The organism is Lewinella sp. LCG006 (genome assembly GCF_040784935.1).
Taxonomy (GTDB): Bacteria; Bacteroidota; Bacteroidia; order Chitinophagales; family Saprospiraceae; genus Lewinella.
The window spans coordinates 4,976,041-4,994,749 of sequence record NZ_CP160680.1 but is presented as its reverse complement, the minus strand read 5'-3'; the positions used below and the strand labels follow the sequence as shown (position 1 = coordinate 4,994,749).

The following is an 18,709-nucleotide window of genomic DNA, read 5'->3' as shown; positions in this document are numbered from 1 at the left end:
ATACAGAATATGTTTTAGCTGCCCCATGCCTAAGGCAGATTATCTTCCTCAAAGGGTTGATCGTTGGCGGGTATCGCGCTTTCCGTAAACCATTTCACTAAATAGCCTACAGCAAATACACTCAACAAGGTCAACCAAATAGAAGGCATCTCTATTTCGGTAGTCTCTGTGGCCACCTTCATGGCATCTGGAGACAGGTAGGCTCCTGTTATCTGGGCACCATTGAACAAAAAATGAATCAAAATTGGTAACCAAAGGGTACCACTCCACCAAAGGAGATAGCCAAGCAAAGCACCGAGCAGCATACGAGGAAAGAAGCCTACAAACTGAAGATGGATCGCAGAAAACAAAATAGCGCACAGCCAGATTCCCAAATGTGGGTTGTTGGTCAATTTTTGCAATTGAGGCTGCAGCAATCCGCGAAAGAAGAGCTCCTCTCCCACTGCCGGAGCGATAGCCGCAACGGTGAGGGTTATCAAAAATTCGCTAAAACTTTCCATCCGCAAAACTTCCCCTATCATCCAATTCTGGTTGTTCTCCATCGTAATCATCCATTCCGGCAAGGGCAAATTCGCATTTATCCAGTTGCTAAAGTAGATGATGGGTAGCATTGCTAATAAAAGTGCAATACTCATCCCCAAAATCCTGGCACTTGTAAAGCGGCCCAACTGCAAATAATCACCCCAACTACGCTCGCCTTTCGCCAAGGCTACCACCACTAAAGTAGAAAAGATAAAAGTAAACAAATGAGATACCAGATGAAACCCCCGGATAGCTTGCCGCTCCAGGAGATTTAACACTAGCGCTTCACTACTATTAACAATCGGCACAATATTTACCCCAAAAGCATTTACGATCATCGCCCCCAAAGTACCACCCAGCCCCATTCCAAAAGAAAAAGCCAATAAAGCCAGTACAGTTACCATTCCGGGACGTTTATCAAGTCCCATATTTAATATTGAATTCGTAGCCATTAACATAATTTGATTGACCTAAATTTCGCCTGATCCATTTGTGAGCCGACAAAATAAACTATCTTTGCCAGCATGCGAGCCAATAACCCATTTTATTGGTCATAAATTTTCTGAATTATATAGAACGCACAGGGAAACGCATTCAGCTAACATTGCCTTACACCTAACGATTAGGCCTCTAATTAACTACTACTCGTGTAACACATTTTGGGTTTACCAAAGCTTCTTCTTCTTCACGAAGTAAAGCTGATAGCCGTTGAGATGCCCCGGCATTATTCCCAAGCGTTCGGTAAACGAGTAACTATGCGAGTATTTTTTACCTTGACTGTTTTTTCGCTCCTAAGCCTTTCGCTCTTTGCACAACCTGCGAATGATGATTGTGGAGATGCAACGGTGTTGAACCTTACTACAGCTCCTTCTTGTCCTAGCACTACCCCCGTAACTAACAATTTCTCTTTTAGTAATATTAATGCTACGCCGATTTCTCCCTATCCGGTATTCGGCAACTGTCCTTCGGGAGCTACCAATGGGCCTGCAGCCGAAGTTTGGTTTACCTTCATAGCGACGGCCAACCAAACGACCGTCAATCTTAGTGGCCTGGCTCAACCCAATATTGTGGTTTACCAAGGTGGCAACTGTGTGTCGCTTCAGGCACTTGACTGTAATAGTGGCGTCGGCAATACCAGCGTCACGATCAATACCTTGATTGGATTGGATTATTACATCTTGGTTTCCGGTGGTGACGTGGACGACCAGGCAAATTTCAACTTACAAGTAGTCAGTAGAAACCTCTGTAACAGTTGTGCCCCTCCAGGAGCCATCGAAATTACCACCAACCCGCCTCCCATCAACGGTACCTACCCTTCCGGGCAAAATGTACAGGTCTGCGTAAACGTAAATATATGGGAAGGCAACGCCGCTGGTACCATTGAATGGTTGCACGCTGTAACCTTTGAATTCGGTGATGGTTGGGACGTCAACTCCATCAACCCCAACCCACCAAGCTCTTGTGACGGGACTGGCTCTTGGGACTGGTACGATTCCTGGACAGGTTGTAACACCGGAGACACCTTTGGCCCTGGTTTCGCTTATGACTCCAACTCTGGCGTAGGTTGTGGAGGTTCTGCCAATGATGGCGACCCCGGCAACAACTGGGGTGACGGTGGCGGTGGGTGCTCCAATGTACCTGGTGGCGCACCGCCTTTCCAATTCTGTCTCAATATCGAAGTTGGAGATTGTCCTCCTAGTTTTACGGGAGACGACATTGGAATTTCCGCTTCAATTTGGTCCGATGGTGATAGTGGGAGTTGGACACAAACGGGCTGTAATACCGGTCAGGAATTCTCCATCGTTTCTTCCGTTGTTTGTTGTAATGATGATGATCCCTTACTTACTGCTATTGATGTGACTTGTGGCGGACAAGACGACGGTGCCATCGAAATGGAAGGTAACGGAGCTTTTGACCCCGACGAAGTCTTTAATTTCTACGTTTTTGACCAAAATAACAACATCGTTTTTGAGTGTCTTGGATGCTCTGGATTGATTACTACGCCAAACAACCTTCCCCCGGGAAATTACGATGTAACCGCTATTAACGTAGCCAACGACTGTCCTAGAACTGCTTCCGTTGATATTTTCGAACCCGATCAGCCTTTCGCTGATGCACAGGTACTGAGCATGCCTTGCCCAGGCGACCTAGCCACCCTGGTAGGTAGTGTAGACCTTGGCGGCAGCGTAGAGATTTATACCTGGGAAGGACCAGACGGTACCATTTATATGGGAGAGACGGTGGATGTTCCAGATGCTGGCACCTATACCCTTACGGTAATGGTGGATGGCTGCCCCTCTACCGAAGCAACCGTAGATGTAGAATTTGTCGATTTCAGCGTTTTCATTGATGGTCCGGATGAGGCTTGTGCCGATACCGAATTCACGCTCGAAGCTTCTGATGGTGTCGCTTGGGAGTGGGTGGATCTAAATACCAATCAGTCCCTCGGCGATGATCAAATCATCAACGTAGTACTTCAAAACAGCACAACCATTGAACTGACAGCTACGGATCCCAATGGTTGTGAAGCAGTAGTTACCCTTGATATTAATGTCAATGAACTCCCCTTCATCGACGTAGCTATTACCAATGGTTTTGGTTGTAGCAATGGAGAAACAGTACTGGAAGCCTCTGGTGCTGGCCCCGGCGGAGAGTACGAGTGGCTTGATGACGCTGGAGCAGATAACCCTCGGGTACTCATTGACCCTTCTCCTGGCTTCTATACTTTCGAAGTGATCGGAACCGACGCCAATGGCTGCCAGGAAATCGGCAGTATCGATGTCGAAATCGTCCCACCACCTGAAGTGACACTGGAGTTGAGCGACGATCAGGTGTGTGCCGGAGAGATGGTCACGGTCACCGCAGTATCCAATGACCCGATCAGTTCTATCAACTGGTATGGTGCTGGTCCTAACAACCAAAACCCCATCACCGTTACTGTTGATGCCTTGACGACCATCACTGCCGATGTGACCAATAATGAAGGCTGTACGGCCTTTGATGTTACGGCTCAAATCAGTGTGGAGCAGCCTTCTCCTCCACCGGTCATCCAGTGTGGAATCAGTACTTCGACTACCGTTGAATTTGTCTGGAATGACATTCCCGGAGCTACGGAATACGAAGTGACGGTGCAAAATACCATGGACGTATTTACGGTCTTCTCCCCTTCGTTTACCGCGACGGGCTTTAGCTCCAATACCAACGTCACGATTACCGTACAAGCTATTGGTACCGATCTGTGTCCCGTGCAGCCTGCTACCTTTACGTGTAGCACTCTTTCCTGCCCTGCCTTTCAGCTCGATATTGATCCGGTAGCGCCTATCTGTCTGACCAGTACCACACCAAACATCTTCCTGACTTATACTTCACAAAGCAATGCTGGCACCATCACTTGGGAAGGTAACAATGTCAACGCGACAACAGGTGAATTCAGCCCCACGGCTGCGGGTGTAGGAAGTCATACTGTCACCATCCGCTATTCTGATGGTACTTGTGAATATACTGATACCGAAGTTATTGTTATCAACGCCACTCCTACGGCGAGTTTCACCATTGGCAATCCCGGACCGATTTGTATCAACACACCAGTGACTATTACCTATACAGGTAACGCTACTCCCGGTGCGACCTATACCTGGAATTTTGGCAATGGTGATGCCCTACCTGGCACTGGCCAAGGGCCTCACCAGGTAAGCTGGCCCACTGGCGGTACCAAAACGGTAACCCTCACGGTCATGGAAAATGGTTGTACTTCTACCCAGGTGAGTCAAAGTATCAGTGTGGTTGCACCCATTGCTACCCCCATCGTCAGCTGCGGAACGAGTACGACTTCTTCGGTCGTCTTCAACTGGTCTGCAGTTGCTGGAGCTACGTCCTATACAATTACTGACGTTACTGGGCCAGCCGGTGTACTGAGTGGCACCTCTTATACTGTAAGTAACCTCAACCCAGGTCAGGCGGTGACAATTTCCGTTACGGCAAACACCAATAACGTCTGTGGCCCAACCACCTCTACCGAGGTGACTTGTACCGCGGCCAACTGCCCGAATTTTAATATCAACATTACGCCAGTTGCTGATATCTGCCTCAATGGCATGAACAATCCCGTTACGCTGCAAGCCTCAGCAAGCGGCGGTGCTGGGAATGGCACCTTCACCTGGAGCGGGCCCAACGTTACGGGTAACCAGTTTACCCCAACTACCGCTGGTCCGCAAGTGATTACGGTAACGTATACGGAAGGCAATTGTACGGCTTCCGCTATGACGACTATCAATGTATTTGATACGCCGACGTCGGCTTTTACCATTGCGCCAAGCAATGTCTGTACGGGGCAAGCAGCTACCGTCACATACACTGGCAATGCTAGTGCAGGTGCTACCTATTCGTGGAATTTCAACGGAGGCATGGCAACGCCCGGCACCGGCCAAGGCCCACACACCGTAACCTGGGCAGTAGGTGGTCCCAAAACGGTCACCCTGACGGTCAGTGAAAACGGCTGTACCAGTGCTAGCGGAAGTCAGAATATTACCGTAGAAGCGCCGATGCCTGCTCCGGTCATCAACTGTAGTCCAAACACAACGCAAATTGTCTTCAGCTGGAACGCTATCATGGGTGCTACTGGCTACCAGGTCAACGTCATCAGTGCTCCAGCGGGAGCCATGACAGCACTCGACGAAGCCAACCGCACCTTCACCGTTACGGGCCTGATGGCTGGTGATGTGGTAGAAATCGAAGTCATCGCTTTGGGTAGCGGCCCTTGTGGCAACAGCAGCAATACTTTTAGCTGTCAGGCGCAAGACTGTCCAGCGATCACAGTAGACATAGATGCTGTAGCGCCCATTTGCCTCACGGCAGGCATGCCTTCTTTTGACCTCACGGCCACTATTGCTGGCGGTGTTGGCGATGGTGTCTTTACCTGGTCAGGTGCTGGCATTACGGACCCTGCGGCGGGTACCTTCTCTCCTACGATGGCGGGAGTTGGTCCAGCAGCGGTGACGGTGAACTATCGCGAAGCGGGCTGTGATTATGTGGATGATATTGTGATCCAAATCAATGCTATTCCTACAGCCAACTTTACTGCCAGTAGTCCGGTTTGTGTCAGCGGTAGCAGCAATGTATTGTACACCGGCGACGCTGCCATGAGTGCTACCTACGCCTGGGATTTTGATGGAGGCAGTGCTGTTCCCGGAACAGGGCAAGGGCCCCACGCAGTCACCTGGCCAACGGATGGAGATAAAACCATTTCGCTCATTGTTACAGAAAATGGTTGTGTAAGCAGCACCTTTACACAAACGGTGTCCGTAGCTCCTGAGCTGATAGCACCAATGATAAGCTGCGATGTTACGGGCGATTCCATTGTCTTCAACTGGCCAGCTGTAGCTGGTGCAACCGATTACACCGTAAGCATTATCAGTGCTCCTGGCAATGCTTTTGCTCCTGGCAATGATCCCGCACAGACCTTTACCGTTGCGGGCTTGACCCCTGGCCAAACAGTGACTATTGAGGTGACGGCCATTAGTGGTACGGCTTGTCCAAACATTACCTTCCAGGGCGATTGTGCGCTGGAAAACTGCCCAGACATTACGGTTGAGATCACCGATGTTGCGCCTATTTGTCTTGACGCTAATGCCTCCAGCTTCGACCTGGTGGCGACACTGACCGGTAACACGATGGGCACACTCATCTGGACGGGTACCGGGATCATTGACCCTGTAGCAGGCACCTTTGATCCTACAGCAACGGGAGCAGGCAGCTTTGAGATTATTGCTACTTACGAAGAAATGACCTGTTTTTATACTGACACCACTACCATCGTTGTGAATGCTCAGCCAGATGCTTCTTTCACGGCCACTGGCCCTGTATGCGAAGACGATATCAGCCTTGTCACTTATACAGGTGGAGCTGACCCCGCAGCCAATTACGCTTGGACCTTTGGTGGCGGAACCATCATTTCTGGCACCGATGCAGGGCCTTACGAAATCAGCTGGCCAGATGGCGGCAACCCTACCATCAGCCTTACCGTTACGGAAAACGGCTGTGCTTCGGATCCATTCTCGTTGAGTGTAGATGTTATTGATTCGCTTATCGCACCCGTCATTAATTGTAATAGCACCAACACCTCCATTACTTTTAGTTGGAACGCAGTGGTAGGAGCAACCGACTACCAAGTCAACGTAATTTCGGCACCAGCCGGAGCAACCGAAACCGCAAATATCCCCAACCGCACTTACACCTTCAGCAACTTGATGCCCGAGGATGAAGTTACGATTGAAGTGGTGGTCATCACCAACAATATTTGTGGTGGCATTAGCAGTACCCAAACCTGTGCTTCAGAAGCTTGTATCGACCGTTTCTTTGGTCCCAATACTTACGGACCATTCTGTGCTGATGCGGGTAACCAAATGTTGAGTCCCGTCATTACAGGTGGAAATATCACGGGTATGATCACCTGGTCTGGAGACGGCATTGTTGCGCCTAATGGAACATTTGATCCAGCGAGTGCCAATGTTGGTGATAACTTAGTAACACTGTCTTATGAACAGACGGGGTGTTTTTACGACACAACTTATACCATCGTCGTCAACCCTGTGCCTGTAGCTGACTTCACAGTGACCAGCCCGATTTGTATTACAGACAACAGTACGATTACCTTTACCGGAACCGCTACTGGTACGGCTGTTTACGACTGGGACTTTGCAGGTGGAACCATCATCAGTGGAAGCGGAGCAGGCCCTTACGAAATCAATTGGGCTACGCCCGGGGCGAAAGACATCACTTTGACGATCACCGACAATGGTTGTGTGAGCAATACTGCTACGGAAAGTGTAGAGGTACAAGATGTGATTGCTCCGGTGACCATCAGCTGTAGCGATGCAACCACTAGTAGTATCACCTTTGTCTGGGCTGACGTTGCTGGTGCGGATACCTACACGGTTGTCGTTTTGCAAGGCCCTACGGGTACCCAGAATGGCAACACCTACTTCGTAGACGGCATCGTTGATGGCGAGGAAGTCATCATTGAGGTGACGGCCAGCGGTTCCAGCATTTGTGGTAGCAGTGTCGCTACGGGAACTTGTTCGGCCCTTACTTGTCAGCCAGTGACGATAGGTCTGACTGGACCTGATGTAATCTGTGCAGGAGAGGATGCCGCTTTCACCATCAGTTATGCTGGTGGACAAGGCACTCCGCTGACCATTGATTACACCGTGAACGATGTACCTGATCAGCTGACGAATGTTAACGATGGCGATCAAATTACCTTGACGGGACTGACCTCTGCAACCACCGTAGTCATTACCCAAGTAAGCGATCAAGTTAATACGAACTGTGTCTATCCCGTGGATGCGACCTGGACAGTAGATGTTGACGCGCCAGTAAATGCTGGTGCCAATGCAACCATTGATCCCGTCTGCCCGGAGGATGCAACAATCATTGACCTTGACGGTGCCCTCGTTGGTGCCGAGATGGGAGGCACCTGGACAGAAACCTCTACTCCTCCGAGTACCGGTGGCGCCTTCCAACCAGCCGCAGGAAGTTTCAATGCTGTAGGGCAAAATTCAGGCACTTATACCTTTGTCTACACCGTGGATGGAGGTGCTTGTCCTGATGATAGCGCAACGGTGAGTTTTACCATCAATGCCAGCCCAACGGCCGATGCTGGTCTTGACCAGTCCTTGACTTGTAACATGGGAGCCGTCGTACTTGGAGGTAACTCCACTGCGGGCGTCACTTACAACTGGACGAGTGACAACCCCGATGCAATGATCATGGATCCGACCGCAGCACTGATCGACATTAGTGCCCCAGGTATCTATACCCTTGAGGTAACAAATGCTGCTGGTTGTACGGATACCGATCAAGTTGAAGTAGCAAGTGACTTTGATGTGCCCGTTGCGGATGTGAGTATCAGCGAAGTGAGCTGTTTCCAAGCCAATGATGGAGCTATTGTGATCAACAATGTAACGGGTGGTACGCCGCCTTATGCTTACAGCTTGAACAATGGTGCCCCAACAACCAATCCGTTCTTTGGCAACCTCAGTGGCAATGAATACACCCTGACCATTACGGATATAAACGGTTGCTTCACAGAGTTGTCCATCATGCTACTAGAACCTACCCAAGTAGCGGTAGAAATCGTGACCAGCCTGGAAAACAATGGCAACGAAATCCAGCTGGGAGAGCCAATTACCCTGACCGCTGTTTACGACGAAACCATCCAGGTTGATACCATCATCTGGCGTCCCGACAGTATCGGTGTAAATGGAGAAAATGCCGTTACCGTAAGCCCTGATCAGAGCACTATTTACAGCGTGACGATTACGGACATCAATGGCTGTAGCGATAGTGATATCATGACCGTCTTTGTGCGCAAGACACGTCCGGTTTTTGTACCGACAGCCTTCTCACCAGATGGCGATGAAAACAATGACGTTTTGTATCCTTTTGGAGGAACTGAAGTCAAGGAAATCAAATCCTTCATGATCTTCAATCGTTGGGGGGAAGCGGTATTTGAGAACTACAACTTCTTGCCCAACAATCCTACCGAAGGATGGGACGGTCGTTTCCGCGGCCAGGTACAGAACGCCGCCGTTTTCGTTTACTTCATGGAGGTAGAGTTTATCGATGGCGAGGTAGAAATCATTAAAGGTGATGTGATGTTGATGCGCTAAAAGGTTAGCAATGCTTGAAAATTATCCCGAATGTCTACCCTGGCATTCGGGATTTTTTTTGGGTAGACTTTGGGGCGTGGTTGGTCTTTTATGGTTGATTTGGGGCCGTGCCGGCCCTGCGGGCGGCACCGGGCTGTCCGCCGCTCCTTCATGCAGGGTATAAAACCCTGCCCTACGGAGCGGCTCCCATCCCTCGTCCTTGTGCCGTCCCGGCACCGGGCTCCGGCCTAAAGGCCTGCGCACTGGGCTAGATTTTGAGGTAGTTTGTGTAAATGCATAAATGTATTTATACAAATGGGGGTGATTCGAAGGACCGAGGGAGGGCGAGCTCTTGTGCAAAACGGCATTTTGCATTTACTCCGACGCAGGCACAGCCGACGCCGAGCGGTGATATAGTCCCGACCAAAAAGGTCGGGATAGTTCGGAAACTAACATGCGCGGTGTTTTTTGTCTGGGTATGGGGGGCTAATTTCGGGGTGTACCAATGCGCTAGGGATGGGAACCAGGCCCGATCGAGGGCCGCCCGAAGGGCCGAGCGAATAGAGAGTGGTGGACAGCCCGACCCGGAGCTTGGCGGAGGGAAGCGCCCAAAATAGCATTAGGGTGCTTGGATATTTATTCTTGGTTGAAATTCAGCCCTTATCTTTGCGCAAAGTCAAATTGTGATGATTACCAAACGCCTTTTAAATTTATCCATCAAAAACATTTGGAGTAAGCATGGTACTTATAGTGATCCTCATCAATTATTGATCACCGAAGAAGCGTTCTACCTGGGTGGAGGGTCACTGGATTCGTGGATGGTGAAAATGCCGCGTTTTTATTAGCTGCGGAGTTTTTTTTGCCGCAGAGACGCGGAGACACGGAAGAACACGGAAGTATTCCGCACCCCGCACCAAACGCACCCTATCGCACCTCGCACAAAACACTAAAACACTAAATTGAACTAATCTTTTTGTGGATTTTAGTGCTTTGGTGATTTAGTGGCTATCTATTTTTTCTTGCTTTCGTCTATCTGTTTGGAAAAGCGTTGCATCAACAGCTGAAATTTTGGCTGGATATAGGTTTGGCAGAACTGGTTGTCCGCATTTTTCAAGTAATAATTCTGGTACTGCTCCTCGTTTTCTTTGAAGGCCACAAAGGGTAGCACCCTGGTAATAATGGGCTGATCAAATTCGCTTTGGAGCTGCTTAATGATCGTTTGCACCGCAGCAACTTGCACCTCGGAGAAGGTGTAAACGGCCGAGCGGTATTTCTTGCGCATAGCGTGCTCCGAAGTGCAACTGTGGGTATAAAGATGGATAGCGGTGAGGCTGGCCAAATCAATTTTTGTTTCATCGAAATACACTAGCACGGCCTCCGAAAAGCTATCGTGCTCTCCGGCGGAAGCGATCCAGCCTTGGACAACTTTTTCTACCCCTTTTAGGGTTTGAAAAATCGCTTCAGTACACCAATGGCAACCGCCACCGAATCCGATCTTTATTAATGATGTGCTACACAAAACTGCCAAATCGCTCGAAGTGACAAGTATAACCATTCGGCTTTTTGACCAAATAGTCCTGATGGTATTCTTCGGCAGGCCAGGCTTTGGTGAAGGGCTCCAGGGTGGTGACCACCTTGCCGTCCCATCTTCCGGAGGCATCTACTATTGCAATCATTTCTTCGGCAATTTGCTTCTCTTCCTCGTTTTGGTAAAAGATGGCAGAACGATAGCTGGAACCAATGTCATTACCTTGGCGGTCAACCGTGGTAGGGTTGTGAATGCGAAAAAAGTAATCCAGGATAAGCTTGAAGGAAGTTTCCGTAGGGTCGTAAGTCAGTTCGATGCCTTCAGCATGACCAGGGTGATTTTGGTAGGTAGGGTTTTCGTTGGTTCCTCCGAGATAGATGACCTCTGTGTCCTTGATGCCGGGCCTTACCCGGAAGAGGTCTTCCATTCCCCAGAAACAACCTCCGGCGATGTATGCTTTCATTAACTTGTTGTTATCCATTATCTTGAATTAGTTTAATAGTCTTACATGGTACTGCTAAGAACTGCACGACAACATAGAGCACCCAACTTTGTCTCTGGCCCAGTCGGGACGCTTGGCAAACCATTGCTGGTATTCGGGCTGTTCGGCATAAGGGTTTTTCAACATTTGGTACAACTCATCGACCAAGGAAAAATCGTCCTTATCGGCTTTATCGATCGCCAGTTGGGCCATGTAGTTTCTTAAGACATATTTGGGGTTGACCTTGTTCATCTGTTCGCGGCGTTCCTCATCTGAGAGGTCTTCCTCTTGGAGTCTTTGGAGGTAGCGATTAAACCATGACCGCCAGTTTTCCAGCAGCTCACCTTTGAGTGCTTGTGGTTGGTAAAAAGCCTCCATGATGACTTCTAAAAATGCATCATTTCCTTCCGTATTAGTATCATTAGCGAGGTTGGCCAGGTTTCTGAAAAAGAGGGTCATATCTGTTTCCGTAGCCTTGAGCATTTGTTCCAGCGTGTCGACTATTTCGGGATCTTCTCTTTTTTCGGTTTGGAAGCCCAGCTTTTGGCGCATCATGGCCATGTATTTCAAATGGTAACCCTCGCTGATTTTTTCCATAACCTCTTCAAAAGGCTGCGTTTCCTGAACCAGTGGGACCAGGGCATTAGCCAGTTGTACCAGATTCCACAGTGCAACATTGGCCTGGTGACCAAAACGGTAACGCCTGCCCTGCGCGTCGGTGGTGTTGGGAGTCCAATCAGGATCATAATCTTCCAGCCAACCGTAAGGGCCGTAATCAATGGTAAGTCCCAGGATAGACATATTATCGGTGTTCATCACTCCATGAACAAAGCCCACCCTTTGCCAATGTACGATCATGTCAAAGGTGCGCTCGGCCACTTCTGCAAAGAACTGAACATAAGCATCACTCGTTCCTCCCTTGATATGTGGGAAGAAATGCCGGATGGTGTAGTCGGTCAGTTTTTTCAGGTTTTCTGTATCACGCCTGGCAGCAAATATTTGAAAACTGCCGAAACGAATAAAGGAAGGTGCTACCCGGCAAACGACCGCACCCTTTTCGTAGGCGGGATTGCCATCATAAAGCATATCTCTCAAGACCTCATCCCCCGTCAGCACTAAGGAAAGCGACCTTGTGGTTGGTACCCCCAAGTGGTGCATTGCTTCGCTACACAAATGTTCACGAATCGAAGAGCGCAGCACCGCCAGGCCATCGGCCGAACGGGAGTAAGGGGTCTCCCCTGCCCCTTTGAGTTGTAGCGCCCAGCGCTGATCATTATGAACGACCTCCGCCAAATTGATGGCCCGGCCATCACCTAGTTGGCCCGCCCAGTGACCAAATTGGTGCCCACCGTAACACATAGCGTAAGGCTCGGCACCTTCCAGCACCTCAGCTCCAGAGAAAACCCGCAAAAACGCTTCCGATTTTTTGTCGTCTTCGCTCAAGCCAATCGCTTGCAGCATCTCCTCCGAGACGTGCACCAAGACTGGCGCAGAAGGCACCCTTGGCGTAACGTAAGAAAAAGCTGCCCCTATGACCTGCCGACGGGAATTGTCCCGCTTTGGATCGGCGGGAAGTTCTTTGCTGAAAGTGTTATTTATGTTGAGTTTCACGGTTTGCTAATCTTTTTTGGAGAAATTCAAAGCTCGTTTCTAAACTTGCTATATGCTCTTCTACTACATAACCCTATAGCTAACAGAGTAGTTTTCACTTTATGGAACAATTAGCCAGAGAGGTGCCGAGGTTTTTTTAGCCACTGAAGCACTAAGGCACGGAAGAGCACGGATTTTTTTTTGCCGCGGAGGTACGGACCTGCCTGCCAGCAAGCTGGCCTTGCAGGCAGGGGCGCGGAGGTTTTTATAGAGGAACCAACTATCCCGCTAGGAAAAAGTAAAATACGGACGCTGTCTGGATGCTAAAAAAACGCTGATTTTAGCAAGCTGAAACAAGGCAACAACAGCAGAAAAAAGCTTATCTTATCCGTTGATTTTAAGCGAACAACCTTGTTAAAAACACAAACCAATCCACCCTTGAAAATCTACCCTCCATCTCCCTCAAGCACATGGTTCCTATTTTTGTGCGTTGTGTTCTTATCGTCATTTTTGACCAACTGCAACAAAGAAACAAATTCTTCTGATCATACGATCACCTACTGGACCTCCAACAACGGGGGCGAGATCGCTTTTTCGGATTGGGCGGTAGAAGAATGGCAACGCGAGCATCCGAATACGCCCATCAAATACCAGCCTATCCCCGAGGGGCAATCCAGTGAAGAGATTATTTTGGCGGCCGTTGTTGCTCGGACGACACCAGATATTTACTCCAATATCTGGCAAGGTACCGTTGCTTTTTACAGCGAAGCCAATATTCTGGTCGCCCTCGATACCCTGGATGGTTTTCTTGAATTTATCCAAAGTCGCTGTTCGCCCGCTACCATCAAGGAGATCACCGCTGACAATGGGCACATCTATCAACTCCCGTGGAAGATCAACCCGATCATGACGATCTACAATGAGCGGCTGCTCAGCGAATTAGGGTACGAAGAATTCCCGGCCAGTTATTCTGAGTTTTTGCGAGCCGCGAAAGACTTTCAGCGAGATGAAGATAACGACGGCTACGTGGACCAATGGTTTGGCAATACCTCCGTTAAATTGGCGTGGTACCAACGTTTGTTCAACTTTTATCCGCTGTACCTGGCAGCGTCCGGAGGTGCCCCACTGATTAAAGACGGCAAAGCCAACTTCAACAACGAACACGCCATTGAAGCCTTCCGGTTTTTACAAACGCTCTACCAGGAAAACTACTTTTCTAAACAATCCGAATCTGCTGGCCAGGACCTTTTCGTGGCCGAGCAGTACGCTAGCAAATGGACGGGCCCCTGGGAAATTCAATACCTGGAAAGATTCAAGAAGGATAACTTCACCTACAACTTTGCCCCTATGCCCGTACCAGATACACACGAAGGGCCCGTCTACACCTATTGTGATCCAAAGAGTTTTGTGATTTTTAGCACTTGCCAAAACCCACAGGCCGCCTGGGAGTTCATTAAAAGCATGGTAACGGAGGAAGCAGATTTGCAATTTCTGAAAATGACCAATCAGCTCCCGCGCCGACAAAACCTCAGCCAGTTGCCGACCTTTGCTGCGCATTTTGCAGCGTTTCCGAAAATGCAGGCTTTCGCCAACCAGGTTGAGCACGTGGTTGGAGGAGATTATAGCCCTTATCTGACGGAAGTATTTGACATCATCTCCCAGGAGTACGAAGCTTGTGTCCTTTACCAAATCAAAACACCGGAACAAGCCATCGCTGATGCAGAAGAAGCAGTGAATGTGCTGCTGCGTGCGGAGCAGTCGTGAGTCCAGGTTGCGCGTGGGTTTAGCACGCTACGAATTCCTGCTGGTCTTCTGACCAGCGTTCAATCGAAAATTTGAGGTAGCTTGCTTGAGCCCGAACATGGTTCTCACACTCGGGCTCAAGCCCGAGCTACGTTTTTAGTGCGAAGATTTAAGCGACTCCCCGGTCTCTGCGGAAAAGAAATGGATCTTGTCCCGCTCAATGTACAGATTCATGGTGGCGGGTAAATTGGTGCTCACTTCCTCGCTGAGCAGGCGGGCAGATATCTGCTGATCGCCAATGGCCAAGAAGGCATAGCATTCGTGTCCCAAACGTTCAACGATCGGAATGTAAGCGCTGAAGGGAATGGATTGTGGCCCGGCTTTGGCAGCGCTGGCGTGGATGTGCTCGGGGCGAATGCCCAATGTTACCTTCTGGTGGATTAATGCGGCAATTTCAGCATGGTCTTTTACCGATACGCTGAGCTCTCCGGAATCCGTACGAAATACGATGTCTCCTTCTTTATCCATTATCTTTCCTTCCAGAAAATTCATGGGAGGGGTGCCAATGAATCCAGCGACAAAACGATTCTTTGGAAACCGGTAAAGATTATCGGGGGTATCTACCTGCTGGATAATGCCTTGATTAATAACTGCGATGCGATCACCCAAAGTCATGGCTTCTACTTGATCGTGGGTGACGTAGACGACTGTGGTCTGTAATTTCTTGTGCAAACGAGCAATCTCTAATCGCATCTGTCCCCGGAGTTTGGCATCCAGGTTACTGAGAGGCTCATCGAAAAGGAACACTCTGGGTTCGCGTACTATCGCTCGCCCGATGGCGATACGCTGCCGTTGTCCTCCCGACATCGCCTTGGGTTTTCTATCCAAGAGGTCTTCAATGCCCAGGATGGCGGCGGCGTTCATGACCTTTTCGCGAATGACTTCTTTACTCGTCCCTCGAATTTTCAAACCGAAGGCCATATTTTCGTAAGCCGTCATGTGGGGATAGAGCGCGTAATTCTGGAAGACGATGGCAATGTCCCGATCTTTGGGAGGCAGCTCATTAACCATCTGGTCTCCGATGTAAAGCTCTCCCGTGCTGATCTCTTCTAAGCCCGCAATCATCCGCAACAAGGTGGATTTACCGCACCCGGAAGGCCCGACCAAGACCATGAACTCGCGGTCTTTCACCTCTAAGGTCACTTCCTTGATGGCCTGTACCTTGCCGTATTGTTTAGTAACCTTGTCGAATTTTATTGCTGCCATGGAAAAGGGTATTTAAGAGTGATTAGAAGGAGTCCCCTAAATAGTGGGTCTCGCGCAAAGCCCAGAGAAGGAACATCAATAGACACCGAAGCTCCAAAACACCAAAATGCACAAAAAATATTCCGTGCTATTTTGTATTTTTGTGTCTTCGTGGCTAAAAAAGTCAAGATCAAAGTTCTATTCTCGTTTTGCAGCAGCCAACAGCGCCGCCTGCGCGACGGGCACCTGCTCTACCGCAAGCAGCGTCAACAAAGCCTCAATGGTAGATTCTGCTCCTGAATTTTGATTCACCTGATCTGCGCTGTTGATGCCGTCAAAAGTACGGCCACTGGTGGCATCATACATGACCTTTTCCACAGGATTATCGCCCAGGAACCAGGCCGCCAATTCCGCCGCCTGTAGTGCATACGCTTCCTCGCCGGTTAGCTCATAAGCCTTTAGTGCAGCGTAGACCATCGGTCGGATATTATAGGCTATTTGTGGAAATTGCTGAATGTTAGTCATTTCCAGTGTTTTGTCTTTTTGTACAACTTCAAAAGCATGTAGCCCATCTTGTGCTAAGAAGTACGGCTGAAAATAGCGGACTTCCCGCAGACCAGCTTCTACAAAACGGGTATCCTCAAGAAGTTCTCCAGCAGTCAAAAGCGCATAAGCTTGGGTATTGCCCCAAGCATGCCAGTGATTTCGCCAGCTCAAAAAAGCACCATGAGGAGCTTGTTCTTCGTCGCCTGCTTGTGCACTCAGCATCAGATTCCCCATTTTACGGATCAGCTCGCGCAAATCCTCGGAAGGAGACTGTTGATAATGATTATTGAGTCCGTGCAAAACAATCGCAATTTGGTCCGTCCCCATTTCCGACAAACAGCGGGGAAGCGATAGCCCTTCCAAGGTGTAAACCTCCTCGGATTGGGTACATAAGGTAGCAATCAGCGGAATCATGGTTTCTATAACCGCAAGGCTACGTTCTTGCAAATTCTTTAACTCAGCAGCCTCTACCGCTTGCAATTCCGTCAAGGCCCAAAAGGCTCTCCATGACCACCAGTTGGGGGTAGCAACGCTGTTTTGGTGCGTTGTATTAATGGTCCCATCAGGAAAAACAAAATTGTAGAAATACCCATTTTCGGCGCGCAGCTGCAGGATAAACTCAGACAAGGCTGCAATTCTCTCCAATACTTCCGAGGAAGGCGCTTGCGCAAAATAGCGGCAATAAAAAACCAGGCTCCTCGCCACGTCATCCACGCAAGTGAAACCCTCGTCTTCATCGGTCACCAGATGGTAATCCGGTGCCTCACTGTAAATCCAGATGGCGCCTACCTCCTGGCCTTTTACTTTGAGCGTGGTGAAGAGATGATCGAGATGACTGGTATTGATTATACTTTGCTTTATTTCAGTGGGTTCTGTTGCTTGCTCTACCGTCTCAGAAGGAGAAGGAGCGCAGGTAAAACAGCAGCTAACGAGCAATAAAAATTGGAGGAAATACTTCGTATTACGCATCTAGTTGTTTTTTAATAATTCAGCAATTAGATCCTCCTCCGCTATTGTTGCAAAACTGATCGCATTGTCGGACATGGCGTAAGGAATAATCAACCGGCCAGCATGGGCCATCATACCACAGGTGTACAGCACATTGGGCACGTAGCCCTCTCTTTCTTCCGAATTCGGTGACAACAGCGGCAAATCCAAACTGGCCAACACCTTCTCTGGATGTTCGAGATCGAGGAGGGAACAACTCAGCACATATTTACGCATGGGCCCCACGCCATGGGTGAGCAACAGCCAGCCAGCATCGGTCTTGACGGGGCTTCCACAATTGCCAATTTGCAACATCTCCCAGCCCCGCTCAGGAGCTTGCAGCGGAAGCGCCTCCTCCCAAAAATAGAGATCATCGGAATACATAATTGACAAACTACGGCCTCCTTGTCGGCCAATCATCGCATAACGGCCCGCAATTTTTTCGGGAAAGAGGGCCATTCCTTTATCGGAAGCGGCAGCGCCATAAAAGGGGCCGATTTTATAATGACGAAAATCGGTCGTTACGATCAGCTGGGGGCGAATTTCCCGGCCATTGTAAGCGGTATAAGTTCCCAAGTAAGAGGTCTTGCCCTCCTCGGTAAACGTTACGAACCTGGCATCCTCAATCCCATTGGTTTCTGCGCGAGATTGTGGAAAAAGCACCCTATTGATCAAAGGAATGTGCTCCTCAAAAGCCACTTCGTAGTTTAATTCGAAGACGAGGGCCAGTGCCTGCTGTATTTCCTGCTGCTGGGTAAGCGTTAGTTCTTTTTGGTCACCAATGATTTGTTTTGCTTCTTCCAAGTTAAAAGAAGCGGGTAACGTTTCTTCTAAAAGCTTTTCGAAAGCCTCTAGATGCTTCAACCTCCTTATCACAAAGGATTTATCGCGTACCAATTCGGTGGTAACGTCTCCACTATCCAGATGCCCGGAACGTTCATCAAGTACGATATTTCCCTGCGCATCTATCAATCCGGTAGCAAAGGTGATGGACGAAATATGTCCTTCGCCAGCAGCCCTCAAGCTCATCAAAAACCGTGTGGCCCCGTTGGGGACGCCTTCCTGATCAGAGTGAGGGACAATAGAAGGGTTGAATAGCGCAGCCGCCTCAATACTGTATTCATTGGTAAAATAAGCGCCAAGCAAGACTTGTTTATCGGCGTTGGCCAAAGGAGGAACATATTGCAGCAAGCGCTCGTAATTTTTACGAAAAATAGCAGTCAAATCAGCGTGCCGCTGGCCAAATTCCTGGTTCAAGGTTGCTAATTGTTCCGCGACAGCAGCAGCAGACAATTGTCGTATATAGTCCGCCACTGGTGCAATACGTACTGCGTTCCCAACATTGAGGTAGCGGGCCAGCACCCGTTGAGGATTGGCGTATAATCGAATATTTGTTCTTTGGATTGCTTTCATAGTTAA

At 49.2% G+C, this 18,709-nt stretch carries 10 protein-coding genes; 3 read left to right on the top strand and 7 right to left on the bottom strand.

Annotation, left to right across the window (positions count from 1 at the left end; genetic code table 11):
- Positions 1-29 precede the first annotated feature (29 nt).
- Positions 30-974, bottom strand: coding sequence for a lysostaphin resistance A-like protein (locus AB0L18_RS17855; protein ID WP_367388671.1), 945 nt, complete (start codon positions 972-974; stop codon positions 30-32).
- A gap of 303 nt (positions 975-1,277) precedes the next feature.
- Between AB0L18_RS17855 and AB0L18_RS17850 the strand changes: the two genes are divergently transcribed.
- Positions 1,278-9,191 (top strand): gliding motility-associated C-terminal domain-containing protein, encoded by a 7,914-nt coding sequence (locus tag AB0L18_RS17850; protein WP_367388670.1) that lies wholly within the window; start codon positions 1,278-1,280, stop codon positions 9,189-9,191.
- Between the two features lie 665 nt (positions 9,192-9,856).
- Positions 9,857-10,015 carry a hypothetical protein gene (locus AB0L18_RS17845; RefSeq protein ID WP_367388669.1) on the top strand — a complete coding sequence of 53 codons (159 nt, stop codon included), beginning with the start codon at positions 9,857-9,859 and terminating at the stop codon, positions 10,013-10,015.
- 164 nt (positions 10,016-10,179) lie between these two features.
- Here AB0L18_RS17845 and AB0L18_RS17840 read toward each other — a convergent pair whose 3' ends face one another.
- Genes AB0L18_RS17840 through AB0L18_RS17830 form a run of 3 tightly spaced genes read right to left on the bottom strand, consistent with a single transcriptional unit; the run spans position 10,180 to position 12,790 of the window.
- A complete protein-coding gene (locus tag AB0L18_RS17840; protein ID WP_367388668.1) occupies positions 10,180-10,725 on the bottom strand; it encodes a peptide-methionine (S)-S-oxide reductase in 546 nt (181 codons plus the stop codon).
- Positions 10,682-11,179 carry a peptide-methionine (S)-S-oxide reductase MsrA gene (gene msrA, locus AB0L18_RS17835; RefSeq protein ID WP_367388667.1) on the bottom strand — a complete coding sequence of 166 codons (498 nt, stop codon included), beginning with the start codon at positions 11,177-11,179 and terminating at the stop codon, positions 10,682-10,684. The genes AB0L18_RS17840 and msrA overlap by 44 nt, the downstream gene beginning before the upstream one ends.
- Before the next feature lie 36 nt (positions 11,180-11,215).
- Positions 11,216-12,790: a YdiU family protein gene (locus AB0L18_RS17830; protein ID WP_367388666.1), complete on the bottom strand. Its 1,575-nt coding sequence runs from the start codon at positions 12,788-12,790 to the stop codon at positions 11,216-11,218.
- Between the two features lie 489 nt (positions 12,791-13,279).
- On the opposite strand from AB0L18_RS17830, the gene AB0L18_RS17825 reads away from it, so the two are divergent.
- Positions 13,280-14,533 carry an extracellular solute-binding protein gene (locus tag AB0L18_RS17825; RefSeq protein ID WP_367388665.1) on the top strand — a complete coding sequence of 418 codons (1,254 nt, stop codon included), beginning with the start codon at positions 13,280-13,282 and terminating at the stop codon, positions 14,531-14,533.
- 135 nt (positions 14,534-14,668) lie between these two features.
- On the opposite strand, the gene AB0L18_RS17820 is transcribed toward AB0L18_RS17825, so the two are convergent.
- From AB0L18_RS17820 to AB0L18_RS17810, 3 genes are all read right to left on the bottom strand, one after another.
- Positions 14,669-15,778 (bottom strand): ABC transporter ATP-binding protein, encoded by a 1,110-nt coding sequence (locus tag AB0L18_RS17820; protein WP_367388664.1) that lies wholly within the window; start codon positions 15,776-15,778, stop codon positions 14,669-14,671.
- Between the two features lie 177 nt (positions 15,779-15,955).
- Complete coding sequence (locus AB0L18_RS17815; protein WP_367388663.1) at positions 15,956-17,272, bottom strand: hypothetical protein; 1,317 nt, start codon at positions 17,270-17,272, stop codon at positions 15,956-15,958.
- Positions 17,273-18,703 (bottom strand): glycoside hydrolase family 130 protein, encoded by a 1,431-nt coding sequence (locus AB0L18_RS17810; protein WP_367388662.1) that lies wholly within the window; start codon positions 18,701-18,703, stop codon positions 17,273-17,275. It abuts the gene before it with no gap.
- Positions 18,704-18,709: the final 6 nt, after the last annotated feature.